Below are 11,944 nucleotides of genomic sequence, written 5' to 3'. Positions count from 1 at the left end.
GCTCAGGCGCCGCGCTTGCGCAGTGCCTGAGCTGCCTGGCGCACCAGCGCCGGGCCCCGGTAGATCAGCCCGGTGTAGATCTGCACGAGATCGGCGCCGGCGGCGATCTTGGCCTCGGCATCGGCGGCGCTCAGGATGCCGCCGACGCCGATGATCGGAAAATCACTGCCCAGTGCCGATCGCAGCTGGCGGATCACGCGATTGCTCGCTTCCCTGACCGGCGCACCCGAGAGGCCGCCGGCTTCGTTCGCATGCGGCAGGCCCGCCACCGCGTCACGCGCCAGCGTGGTGTTGGTGGCGACCACGCCGTCCATGCCGTGGCGGCGCAGCGTGGCCGCGATCACCCGAACCTGGGCCTCGTCGAGATCCGGTGCGATCTTCACGAACAGCGGAACCCGCTTGCCATGCCGTGCGGCGAGCGCAGCGCGCTTGTCCGCCACCGCCCCGAGCAGCGCATCGAGCGCCTCGTCGCTCTGGAGCGAACGCAGATTGGCGGTGTTGGGGCTGGAGATGTTGATCGTCACGTAGTCGGCATGCGGGTAGACGCCGTCGAGGCAGACGAGGTAGTCGTCGACTGCACGCTCGATCGGCGTCGCGGCGTTCTTGCCGATGTTGAGCCCCAGCAGCATCGCCCGCTTGGAGTCGTTGCGGCGAAAGCGCGCGCGCTGCACGTTGGCCAGGAAGGCCTCGAGCCCTTCGTTATTGAAGCCGAGCCGGTTGATCAGCGCGTCACGCTGCGGCAGGCGGAACATGCGCGGCTTCGGATTGCCCGGCTGCGCCTTCGGCGTGACCGTGCCGACTTCGACGAAGCCGAAGCCCATGGCGGCAAAGGCATCGATGCAGCGGGCGTTCTTGTCGAGTCCGGCAGCGAGCCCGACCCGGTTCGGGAACGAGAGGCCGGCCAGCGTGCGCCGGTCCTCGATGCGGGGCGCCGCATAGACGCAGGCCAGCGGCGTGTTCTGCGTGCGCGCCAGCGCGTCGAGCGTCAGCTCATGGGCGTGCTCGGGATCGAAGCCGAAGAGGAAAGGTCGGGCAAGACCGTAAAGAGAGGAGGGGAGCAGCAGGGACATCGGATAATTCTGGACTTCGTAGCCCCAAGGATTCTCTCCGATGACTTCCCCCGCTCCCGCATCGGCCCTGACCCAGGACGAACTCAAGGCGCAGGTCGGCCGCGCCGCGCTCGCCCACGTGGTGAAGGGAGAGATCGTCGGCGTCGGCACCGGCTCGACGGTGAACAAGTTCATCGACGCGCTGGCGACGATCAAGGGCGACATCCGCGGCGCGGTGTCCAGCTCAGTGGCGTCGACCGAACGCCTGCATGCGCTGGGCATCCCGGTGTTCGACAGCAACGAGGTCGAGGAACTGGCTGTGTACATCGACGGCGCCGACGAGATCGACGGCCGCGGCTACATGATCAAGGGCGGTGGCGCCGCGCTCACGCGCGAAAAGATCGTCGCCGCCCAGTCCAGGCGCTTCGTCTGCATTGCAGATTCTTCCAAGCGCGTGAACACGCTCGGCGCATTCCCGCTGCCGGTCGAGGTGATCCCGATGGCGGCGCAGCGCGTGATACGGCAGTTCGCGCGGCTCGGCGGCATGGCCCAGGTGCGCGAGAAGGACGGCGTGGCGCTGGTCACCGACAACGGCCAGCACATCATCGACGTGACGGGCCTCCGGATCACCGACCCCCTGGGCTTCGAGAGCGAAGTGAATCAATGGCCCGGCGTGGTCACCGTGGGGGTTTTCGCCCACCAACGGGCCAACGTGTGTCTGCTGGGCATGCCGTCCGGCGTGCAGACGCTTCGCTTCGACTGAGCGAGGGTCAGGCCGGCGCCGGGCCGCCCCAAGGCGGCCTGCGGCCCCCTCGGGGGGCAGCGAGTACGCGAAGCGACGGAGCGTGGGGGCTATTGATTCAGAACTTGATGCCGGCCGGATTGCTCGGTGTCGGGCCGGTCGCAGCAGGCGGCTGCGGGGTAGATGGCGCAGGCGCAGCACGCTGGGGCTGCGCCGCAGGCGCTGGCTGGGCAGCCACAAGGGGCTGCGCCGGCGGGTTGCGGTAGCTCGCTGGCAACTGGGCGCTCTTGGGATAGCCTGCCGCGTCGAGATACTGCGACCACTCGGCATCCGAAAAACCCTTGAGCTGCTGCGTGCCGATGGACAGCAGCGGCAGCGAGGCCTGGCCGCTCAAGCGCTGCAGCGCCTCCACGTCCTCGTTGCTCTTGATGGTCCGTTCGTCGAAGGGGATTCCGCGTGTCACCAGCAGCGAGCGGCCCGCGCCGCAGGGCCCGCACTCGTCGCTGGTGTAGAGCGTGACCGGGTATCGCTGCGCAACCTGCCGCAGTTCGTAGGGCAGGCCGGCGCTGGCACCCGCCGCGCTGCCGCCGCGCGGCGTCGCGGGTTGCGCATTGGCGGCAGGCGGCTGGTCCGAGAAGGTGACCTTGCCGTTCTTGTCGACATGGCGGTAGACCGGCTGCGCCAGGGCGGCGCCGGCGGCGAACAGCAGGGCGAGGCCTGAGAGATGTGCGTTGAGCTTCATCGATGACTTTCGTGATCCGATGGAGCGGAGTATCTCAGGCCGCGCGGGCGCCGCGCCATATCAGTTGCTCCACCGCGCCTGGCGCGACCCACGACGCATGAAACCTTGTTGTAATTGAGCGGCGGCGTCCGGCAAAGAGGTCGGTTTGTCCTTGCCTCGAACCCGTATATCAGTTGGACCCGCGGCTCCACGAGCACCCCCTACTGTCGCCTGGGGCGTTTCGCCCCTGAGCACGCATCTCAGGCCGGCTGCGCCTCTGTCATTCCCTGGTGTCGCAGCAGCGCATCGAGCTGCGGCTCGCGGCCCCGGAAGGCCTTGAAGGACTCCATCGCGCTGCGGCTGCCGCCGGCCTCGAGGATGGCCTGGCGGTATTTGCGGCCGGTCTCGATGCTCGGCTCTCCATTGGCGCCGGCGGTTTCCTCGAAGGCCGCGTAGGCGTCGGCGCTCAGCACCTCGGCCCACTTGTAGCTGTAGTAGCCGGCCGCGTAGCCGCCCGAGAAGATGTGGCTGAAGGTGTTGGGCGTGCGGCTGAAGGGTGGCGAAGGCATCACCGCGACTTCGTCGCGCACCTTGCCGAGCAGCGCCATCACGTCGCCCGGCTGGGCGCCGGCGGCGTCGTATTCGGTGTGCAGCAGCATGTCGAACAGCGAGAACTCGATCTGGCGCAGCGTCTGCAGGCCGCTCTGGAAGTTCTTGGCCGCCGTCATCTTGTCGAACAGCGCGCGCGGCAGCGGTTCGCCGGTATCGACGTGCGAGGTCATGTGCGCCAGAACATCCCACTCCCAGCAGAAGTTCTCCATGAACTGGCTCGGCAGCTCGACGGCGTCCCACTCGACCCCGCTGATGCCCGAGACGTCGCGCTCGTTGACCTGCGTGAGCATGTGGTGCAGCCCGTGGCCGAACTCGTGGAACAGCGTCGTCACGTCGTCGTGCGTAAGCAGCGGCGGCTTGCCGTCGACGCCCTCGGCGAAGTTGCAGACCAGTTGCGCGACCGGCGTCTGCAGCGTGCCGGTGTCGGGCCTGAGCCAGCGGGCGCGCACATCATCCATCCAGGCGCCGCCGCGCTTGGCGGCACGGGCCGCCGGATCGAGATAGAACTGGCCGACCTTCTGCCCCGCGCGTTCGATGCGGTAGACCTCGACGCTCGGATGCCACACGGGCGCGCTGTCGCGATGGATCGACACCTCGAACAGCGTCTCGACGATCTTGAACAGGCCGGCCATGACCTTCGGCGCGGTGAAGTACTGCTTGACCTCCTGCTCGCTGAAGGCGTAGCGCGCCTCCTTGAGCTTCTCGCCGATGTAGCTCCAGTCCCAGGGTTGCGGGTCGACGATGCCGAGTTGCTGCGCCGCGAACACGCGCAGGTCGGCCAGGTCGCGCTCGCCGTAGGGTTTGGCCTTGGCCGCGAGATCGCGCAGGAACTTGATGACCTGTCCGGCCGATTCCGCCATCTTGGGCACGATGGAAAGCTCGCCGAAGTTGGGATAGCCCAGGAGCTTCGCTTCCTCCTGGCGCAGCGCGAGGATCTCGCGGATCAGTTCGGTGTTGTCGAAGGCGGGATCGCCGAATTCGCTGGCGCGCGTGACGTAGGCGCGATAGAGCTTCTCGCGCAGGGCGCTGCTCCTGGCGAACTGCATGACCGGCAGGTAGGAGGGCATCTTCAGCGTGAGCTTGTAGCCTTCCTTGCCCTCGGCTTCGGCCGCCGCGCGCGCCGCGCTGACCACGTCTTCCGGCAGGCCCTCGAGTTCGCCGAGTTGGGTGTAGTACGCGAACGCATCGGTCGCGTCGAGCGCGTTCTCGCTGAACTTCTGGCTCAGCTCGGCCTGGCGTTCCTGGATTTCCGCAAAGCGCTTCTTCGCCTCGCCCTGCAATTCGGCGCCGCCGAGCACGAAGTTGCGCACGGCGTAGAGGTGCGCCTGGCGCTGCTCGGGATTCAGGGTCGCCGGATCGATCGCCTTGTATTTGGCATAGAGCCGCTCGTCGGAGCCGAGGCGGGTCCAGAAGGCGGTGACGCGGGGCATCGCTTCGTTGTAGGCGGCGCGCAGCTCCGGCGTGTCGGCGACCGCGTTGAGATGGCCCACGGCGCCCCAGGCGCGGCTGAAACGCTCCGAGGCGACGTCGAGCACCTTGGCGATCGCGGTCCAGTCGGCCGGGAATTCGGGCGTGGTCGCTGCCTGCAATGCGGCCTCGGCGTCGGCGAGCAGCACATCGACGGCGGGCGCGACATGCTCGGGCCTGATCCGGTTGAACAGCGGGAGGTCGTTGAAGTCGAGGAGCGGATTGGTCATGGTCTTGTTCAGATGGCGGGCAGGGGGCTCGAGTTCAAGTGGCCTCGGCGGCGCGTTCGGCCGCCTCGATCGTGTTGACGAGCAGCATCGTGATGGTCATCGGGCCGACGCCGCCGGGCACCGGCGTGATCCAGCCGGCCACCTCGCGCACGCCGGCGAAATCCACGTCGCCGCAGAGCTTGCCTTCGTCGTTGCGGTTCATCCCGACATCGATCACCACGGCGCCGGGCTTGACCATGTCGGCCGTGAGCACATTGCGCTTGCCGACGGCCGCGACCACCACGTCGGCTTGGCGCGTGATGGCGCCGAGGTCCTGCGTCGCGCTGTGGCAGATGGTGACGGTCGCGTTCTTCGCGAGCAGCATCAGCGCCATGGGCTTGCCGACGATGTTGCTGCGGCCGATGACGACGGCGTGCTTGCCGCGCAGTTCATAGCCGATGGACTCGAACATCTTCATGCAGCCGTAGGGCGTGCAAGGCCAGAAGCCGGGCATGCCCGTCATGAGCGCACCGGCGCTTGCGACGTGGAAGCCGTCGACGTCCTTGGCGGGGGCGATGGCCTCGATGACCTTCTGCGCGTCGATGTGCGCGGGCAGCGGCAGCTGCACCAGGATGCCGTGGATCGCCGGATCCTTGTTGAGCGCCTCGACCCTCGCCAGCAGCTCGGCCTCGCTCAGCTCGGCCGGGTACTTCTCGAGCACCGAATGCAATCCGTTGTCTTCGCAGGCCTTGACCTTGTTGCGCACGTAGACCTGGCTGGCGGGGTTCTCCCCGACCAGGACCACGGCCAGCCCGGGCGCGACGCCGCGGGCCTTGAGCGCCGCGGCCCGCGTCGCCACTTCGGCGCGCAGCGTTCGGGAGAGGGCGTTGCCGTCGATCAGTTGAGCTGTCATCGGTTTTGGATTTTCCAAGTAAAAACGCCCGCTTGCGCAGGCGTCGAAGATCGGTATCGCTATCGGGACGATAGCCGCTAGGCTGCCTTGCCGGGCGCCGCCTGTCCCAAGGCGATCTTGAGCAGGTCGGCCACCGTGTTGGCGTTGAGCTTTTCCATGATGTTGGCGCGGTGCGCTTCCACCGTCTTGATGCTGATGCCGAGGTCGTCGGCGATCTGCTTGTTGAGCCGGCCAGCGACGATGCGCTCGAGCACCTGCGCCTCGCGGCCGGTGAGCTTGGAAAGCAGTGCGTCGCGGCTGGCCGATTGCTGGTGCTGCGCGAAGGCGCCGCGCGCGTGTTCGAGCATGCGTTCGACCAGCGCTACGAGCGCATCGTCGTTGAAGGGCTTCTGGATGAAATCCATGGCGCCTTTCTTCATGCTGTCGACTGCCATCGGCACGTCGCCGTGGCCGGTGATGACGACGATCGGCAGCGGCGAGCGGCGCTCGATCAGGCGGTCTTGAAGTTCGATGCCCGACATGCCGCCCATGCGGATGTCGACGATCAGGCAGGCGACCTCGCGCGGGTCGTAGCGGGACAAGAAGGATTCGGCCGAATCGAAGCAGCGAACCCGGTAGTCCTTGCCTTCGAGCAGCCATTGCAACGAATCGCGGACTGCCTCGTCGTCATCGACGACATAGACCGTGCCCTTCTTGGGAATCAAACTCATGCAGGTACCTTCGCCTCGTTGCTTGCTACGGAATCAATAGCGTCCAACACCGGAATCCAGAAGGAGAAACGGCATCCGACGACATCCGGGCCATTGTAGATGTTCTCTGCCTTCATCCGGCCGCGGTGCGACTCGACGATGGTGCGGCAGAGGTTGAGCCCGATGCCCATGCCTTCGGGCTTGGTCGAGAAGAAGGCTTCGTAGAGCCGATCCATCACTTCCGGCGCGAGGCCCATGCCGGTGTCCTGCACCGAGAACTCGACCGCGTTCTGGCCGTCGATGACCTTGGGCAGCACGCGCAGCTCGACGCTGCGACGCGCGAGCGGCCGGTCGGCCAGGTCGATCGACTCGGCCGCGTTCTTCAGCAGGTTGACCATCACCTGCTCGATCAGGATCGGATCGACCCGCACCACCGGAAGGCGCGCGGCCACGTAGTGGTTGAGGCGCACGTTGCGGCGGCGGAGCTCGATGCCGGCGAGCTCGACCGCTTCGCTCACCATGGTCGAGACCTCGGCCGGCGTGCGGTTCGGCTCGCTGCGTTTCACGAAGGAGCGGATGCGCTGGATGATCTGGCCCGCGCGCTGCGCCTGCTTGGAGGTCTTGTCGAGCGCCGCGAGCAGGGCCTCGGAATCGATCTGCTGTCCGCGGATGCGCGACATCATGCCGTTGCAGTAGTTGGTAATCGCGGTCAGCGGCTGGTTGAGCTCGTGCGCGACGCTGGACGCCATCTCGCCCATGGTGATCAGCCGGCTGGCGGCCTGCGCGCGGTCGGCCTGCGCGGCCGACAGGTCTTCGGCATCGCGCCGCGGCGTGATGTCGGTGGCGATCACCAGTTGCGCGAGCCGGCCGTCGACCCAGGTCAGGTAGCGCGAACGCACCTCGAGCCACTTGCCGAGCTCGGGCACGAAGATCTCGTTGTTGGCAGGCTGCGCGGTGGTCAGCTGGTCGATCGGCAGGCCGGCGAAAGGATCGACGTCGTCGAGTGCGTCGTCGTGCGCGTGCGAGGCCGGTACGCCGGCCTGCGCCACCATGCCCAGGTGCCCCACGGTGTCGGAGCCGAACCAGAGCCGGTACAACTTGTTGGCGAACAGCAGTTCCTCGCTGCCGAGCGGCGCCACCGACACCGAGGCGTCCAGCGCCTCGAGCACCGTGGTGAAGCGCTCGTAGGAGGCCGAGAGCTGCTCGCGGATGCGGGTGGGCTCGGTGATGTCGGTCATCGAGGTCATCCAGCCGGTCTGATGGCCGCGCGCATCGATCAGCGGCGACACGTAGAGGCGGGCGTTGAACACGCTGCCGTTTTTGCGCTTGACGCGCACCTGGAAACCGCCCGGGAGCGCACGGCCATGCAACTCTTCCTCGAGCCGCTCGTTCATGATCTCGCGATCGGATTCCAGCCAGTAGGGGAAGGGCGGCGTCTGGCCCACGAGCTCGCTCTCGTCCCAGCCTGTCATCTGGCAGAAGGCCGCGTTGACGTAGGTGATGCGGCCCTCGAGATCGAGCACGCGCATGCCGGTGAGCATGGAGTTCTCCATCGCGCGCCGGAAGTTGGTTTCGGCCACCAGCGCCTGCTGGGCCTGAAGCCGGCGCCGCGTGTGGCGCCAGGTGCCGATCAGCATCCAGCTTGTGAGCACGCTGAGCGCGCCCACCAGCCAGAAGAGGCCGTTGCCGACCACGCCCTGCGAGGTGCGGTAGGCCTGCGCGCGCAGCACCAGTGCGTTGCCCACCGGCGAGACCGGGACTTCGTATTCGTTGGTCTGTTCGGACCAAGGCAGGAGGCGGGTCTCGGCCTCGCGCGGGCTGGCAACCGTGTTGCCGGCGATCAGGCCGCCCTTGGCATCCAGCAGCGACACCGCGTAGCGCGCCGACACCTCGGAGGGCATGCCGTAGCGCAGCAGGCCATCGATCGAAAACTCGCCCAGCACCATGCCCGCGAACAGGCCCTGGTCGAAGAAGGGGATGTGCAGCTGAAGCATCGACGGCGGGTCGCCGCCGGCCACCGGTTGCGAGAACACAGGCTGGCGCAGCTCGCGCGCCAGCGCGTAATTGCTCTCGATGTCGCCCGGCCGCAGCACGTCGCCCACGGCATGCTGTTGTGCCGGATGGACGCTGGGCGCCGCGTAGCCCGCCTTGAAGCGGCGCCGGTCGTCGATCCAGCTGATCGCCTGAAGCTCGGGAAACTGGCTCACCAGCGATTCCGAGCGGCTCGCGAATTCGGTGGCGTCGATCTCGCGGTTGGAGGCATCGCGCGCCAGGCGCATCAGCTGCTCCTGCCGCTCCAGAAGCCGCAGGCGCACGCGTTGCTGCGCGTACTCCACGTCGCGCTTGACCGACTCCTGCTCGCGCTCCACCTCTTCTGCGCGCAGATACCAGAAGGCCGCGACGATGGCTGCAAGAAAAAGCAGCACCGCCGCCAGCGGCGCCAGCATCGCGACCGCATCCTGCAGCACCGGCGTCTGCCGGCGCCACCAGCGCCGCCACCAGGACAGCGGCGACGCGTTGACAGCGCTGCGCGCGACCGCGATCGGAGAGGAAAAGGGCATCGCGCGAGTTTAGGGGAAGGGCCCGCTGCGGGCCGTGGTTGCGTGCAGTGACATGACTTCGAACGAGGCCACCTTCGCCTCTGACAGCATTCATGTATTTCATAATAAGAAATCATCACGCACTATTTGAAATTTGGATATTTCTGTGCGAAACTCCCGCGCGCTGCCGGATACGGCACTAAATTACAGCCACAACCCCCCTCAAAAGGAGACAAGCATGTCGGCAAATCCCGAGAACCTGTACGGCTCGGCCGCGAACGACCCGGACGCACAGGAAACCCGCGAATGGATGGACGCCCTGTCGGCCGTCATCGAAAGCGAAGGCCCCGAGCGTGCGCACTTCCTTCTCGAGCAACTGCTCGAACATGCACGCCAGAACAGCATCGACAAACCGTTCTCGGCCAACACCGCCTACGTGAATACGATCGAGACCGACCAGGAAGAACGCTGCCCCGGCAATCTTGAGATCGAAGAGCGGCTGCGCGCCTACATGCGCTGGAACGCGATGGCGATGGTCGTGAAGGCCAACCGCCACCATCCCGCCGAAGGCGGCGATCTGGGGGGGCACATCGGCTCCTTCGCCTCGCTGGCCAACATGTTCGGCGCCGGCTTCAACCACTTCTGGCACGCCGAGAGCGAAAACCACGGCGGCGACTGCCTCTACATCCAGGGACACGTTTCGCCCGGCATCTATGCACGCGCCTACCTCGAAGGCCGCCTGACCGAGGAGCAACTGCTCAACTTCCGCCAGGAAGTCGACGGCAAGGGCCTGTCGAGCTATCCGCACCCGAAGCTGATGCCCGAGTTCTGGCAGTTCCCCACCGTCTCGATGGGCCTGGGCCCGCTGATGGCGATCTACCAGGCGCGCTTCCTCAAGTACCTGCATGCCCGCGGCATCGCCAACACCGAGCACCGCAAGGTGTGGGTGTTCTGCGGCGACGGTGAAATGGACGAGGTCGAATCGCTGGGCGCCATCGGCCTGGCCGCGCGCGAGAAGCTCGACAACCTGATCTTCGTCATCAACTGCAACCTGCAGCGTCTGGACGGCCCGGTGCGCGGCAACGGCAAGATCATCCAGGAACTCGAAGGCGAATTCCGCGGCTCGGGCTGGAACGTGATCAAGCTGATCTGGGGCAGCAGTTGGGATCCGCTCTTGGCACGCGACAAGGACGGTGCGCTGCGCAAGATCATGATGGAGACGAACGACGGCGACTATCAGTCGTTCAAGGCCAATGACGGCGCCTACGTGCGCAAGCACTTCTTCGGCAAGGATCCGCGCACGCTCGAGATGGTCGCCAAGATGAGCGACGACGACATCTGGAACCTGCGCCGCGGCGGCCACGATTCGCAGAAGGTGTACGCGGCCTTCGATGCGGCCGTCAAGCACACGGGCCAACCCACGGTGCTGCTGGTCAAGACCGTCAAGGGCTTCGGCATGGGCAAGATCGGCGAGGGCAAGAACACGGTCCACCAGACCAAGAAGCTCGGCGACGAGGACATCAGGGCCTTCCGCGACCGCTTCAACATCCCGATTCCCGACAGCCAGATCGCCGAGCTGCCGTTCTACAAGCCGGCCGACGACACGCCCGAGATGAAGTACCTGCACGAGCGCCGCAAGGCCCTCGGCGGCTACCTGCCGCATCGCCGCACCAAGGCCGACGAGAGCTTCACCGTGCCGGCGCTCGACACCTTCAAGGCCGTGATGGAGCCCACGGCGGAGGGCCGTGAGATCTCGACCACGCAAGCCTACGTGCGCTTCCTCACGCAACTGCTGCGCGACAAGGCGCTGGGTCCGCGCGTGGTGCCGATCCTGGTTGACGAAGCGCGCACCTTCGGCATGGAAGGGTTGTTCCGCCAGATCGGCATCTACAACCCCGATGGCCAGCAGTACACCCCGGTCGACAAGGACCAGGTCATGTACTACAAGGAAGACAAGAGCGGCCAGATCCTGCAGGAAGGCATCAACGAGGCCGGCGGCATGTCGAGCTGGATCGCCGCGGCCACTTCGTACAGCACCAACAACCGCATCATGGTGCCGTTCTACGTGTACTACTCGATGTTCGGCTTCCAGCGCATCGGCGACCTGGCCTGGGCAGCGGGCGACATGCAGGCGCGCGGCTTCCTGCTGGGCGGCACCTCGGGGCGCACCACGCTCAACGGCGAAGGCTTGCAGCACGAAGACGGCCACAGCCACATCCTCGCGAACACCATCCCGAACTGCGTGAGCTACGACCCGACCTTCGCGCACGAGGTCGGCGTGATCCTGCACCACGGCCTGAAGCGCATGGTGGAGAAGCAGGACAACGTCTACTACTACTTGACGCTCTTGAACGAGAACTACCCGATGCCCGGCCTGCAACCCGGCACCGAGGAGCAGATCATCAAGGGCATGTACCTCTGCAAGCAGGCCCCGGTGGTCAAGGCCGCGAAGGGCAAGGAGGCGCCGACGGTGCAGCTGCTGGGCAGCGGCACGATCCTGCGCGAGAGCATCGCGGCGCAGGAACTCCTCGAGAAGGACTGGGGCGTGAGCGCCTCCGTGTGGAGCTGCCCGAGCTTCAACGAGCTCACCCGCGACGGCCAGGAAGCCGATCGCTGGAACCTGCTGCACCCGACCGACGAGCCGCGCCTGCCCTTCGTTGCCGAGCAGCTTTCGGCGAGCACCGGTCCGGTCGTGGCGTCGACCGACTACATGAAGGCCTACGCCGAACAGATCCGCCCCTTCATTCCGAAGGGCCGCACCTACCGAGTCCTGGGCACCGACGGCTTCGGCCGCAGCGACTTCCGCAACAAGCTGCGCGAGCACTTCGAGGTCAACCGCCACTTCATCGTGGTGGCCGCGCTCAAGGCGCTGGCCGACGAGGGCACGGTGCCGGCTGCCAAGGTGGCAGAGGCGATCAAGAAGTACGGCATCAACGCTGAAAAGATCAACCCGCTCTACGCGTAAACAAAAACCAACAATCAACTGCGCCTCTAGGGCGGGA

8 protein-coding genes are annotated in these 11,944 nt (G+C 66.5%); 2 read left to right on the top strand and 6 right to left on the bottom strand.

The window, feature by feature from the left end; genetic code table 11:
- Positions 1–2: 2 nt before the first annotated feature.
- Positions 3–1,070: a quinone-dependent dihydroorotate dehydrogenase gene (locus tag ACSQ86_RS17710; protein WP_436309335.1), complete on the bottom strand. Its 1,068-nt coding sequence runs from the start codon at positions 1,068–1,070 to the stop codon at positions 3–5.
- A 40-nt stretch (positions 1,071–1,110) separates the two neighbouring features.
- On the opposite strand from ACSQ86_RS17710, the gene rpiA reads away from it, so the two are divergent.
- The gene (gene rpiA / locus ACSQ86_RS17705; RefSeq protein WP_436309334.1) at positions 1,111–1,812 is read left to right on the top strand and encodes a ribose-5-phosphate isomerase RpiA; all 702 of its coding nucleotides are present in this window, start codon (positions 1,111–1,113) and stop codon (positions 1,810–1,812) included.
- A 97-nt stretch (positions 1,813–1,909) separates the two neighbouring features.
- Here rpiA and ACSQ86_RS17700 read toward each other — a convergent pair whose 3' ends face one another.
- From ACSQ86_RS17700 to ACSQ86_RS17680, 5 genes are all read right to left on the bottom strand, one after another.
- Entirely contained in the window at positions 1,910–2,533 is a 624-nt protein-coding gene (locus ACSQ86_RS17700) for a glutaredoxin family protein (protein ID WP_436304524.1), read from the bottom strand.
- Positions 2,534–2,772: 239 nt separating this feature from the next.
- The gene (locus ACSQ86_RS17695) at positions 2,773–4,821 is read right to left on the bottom strand and encodes a M3 family metallopeptidase (RefSeq protein ID WP_436309333.1); all 2,049 of its coding nucleotides are present in this window, start codon (positions 4,819–4,821) and stop codon (positions 2,773–2,775) included.
- 34 nt (positions 4,822–4,855) lie between these two features.
- A complete protein-coding gene (gene folD, locus ACSQ86_RS17690; protein WP_093108150.1) occupies positions 4,856–5,713 on the bottom strand; it encodes a bifunctional methylenetetrahydrofolate dehydrogenase/methenyltetrahydrofolate cyclohydrolase FolD in 858 nt (285 codons plus the stop codon).
- A gap of 77 nt (positions 5,714–5,790) precedes the next feature.
- On the bottom strand, positions 5,791–6,423 hold the full coding sequence (locus ACSQ86_RS17685) for a response regulator transcription factor (RefSeq protein ID WP_093108148.1): 633 nt from the start codon (positions 6,421–6,423) through the stop codon (positions 5,791–5,793).
- Positions 6,420–8,963, bottom strand: a complete 2,544-nt coding sequence (locus ACSQ86_RS17680) for a PAS domain S-box protein (protein ID WP_436304521.1) — start codon at positions 8,961–8,963, stop codon at positions 6,420–6,422. The genes ACSQ86_RS17685 and ACSQ86_RS17680 overlap by 4 nt, the downstream gene beginning before the upstream one ends.
- A gap of 217 nt (positions 8,964–9,180) precedes the next feature.
- Here ACSQ86_RS17680 and aceE point away from each other — a divergent pair, with 217 nt between their 5' ends.
- Positions 9,181–11,907 (top strand): pyruvate dehydrogenase (acetyl-transferring), homodimeric type, encoded by a 2,727-nt coding sequence (gene aceE / locus ACSQ86_RS17675; protein ID WP_436304520.1) that lies wholly within the window; start codon positions 9,181–9,183, stop codon positions 11,905–11,907.
- The last annotated feature ends 37 nt before the right edge of the window (positions 11,908–11,944 follow it).

The sequence above is a fragment of the Variovorax sp. LjRoot130 genome, from assembly GCF_964253755.1.
In the GTDB taxonomy this organism is placed as follows: domain Bacteria; phylum Pseudomonadota; class Gammaproteobacteria; order Burkholderiales; family Burkholderiaceae_C; genus Variovorax.
The sequence above is the reverse complement of the archived record's forward strand: the minus strand, read 5'-3'. Positions and strand labels throughout refer to the sequence as shown.

Coding starts and splice junctions, on each gene's coding strand:
- ACSQ86_RS17685 (WP_093108148.1), bottom strand. CDS start 6,423: ATGAGTTTGATTCCCAAGAAGGGCACGGTCTATGTCGTCGATGACGAC.
- ACSQ86_RS17700 (WP_436304524.1), bottom strand. CDS start 2,533: ATGAAGCTCAACGCACATCTCTCAGGCCTCGCCCTGCTGTTCGCCGCC.
- ACSQ86_RS17695 (WP_436309333.1), bottom strand. CDS start 4,821: ATGACCAATCCGCTCCTCGACTTCAACGACCTCCCGCTGTTCAACCGG.
- aceE (WP_436304520.1), top strand. CDS start 9,181: ATGTCGGCAAATCCCGAGAACCTGTACGGCTCGGCCGCGAACGACCCG.
- ACSQ86_RS17680 (WP_436304521.1), bottom strand. CDS start 8,963: ATGCCCTTTTCCTCTCCGATCGCGGTCGCGCGCAGCGCTGTCAACGCG.
- folD (WP_093108150.1), bottom strand. CDS start 5,713: ATGACAGCTCAACTGATCGACGGCAACGCCCTCTCCCGAACGCTGCGC.
- rpiA (WP_436309334.1), top strand. CDS start 1,111: ATGACTTCCCCCGCTCCCGCATCGGCCCTGACCCAGGACGAACTCAAG.
- ACSQ86_RS17710 (WP_436309335.1), bottom strand. CDS start 1,070: ATGTCCCTGCTGCTCCCCTCCTCTCTTTACGGTCTTGCCCGACCTTTC.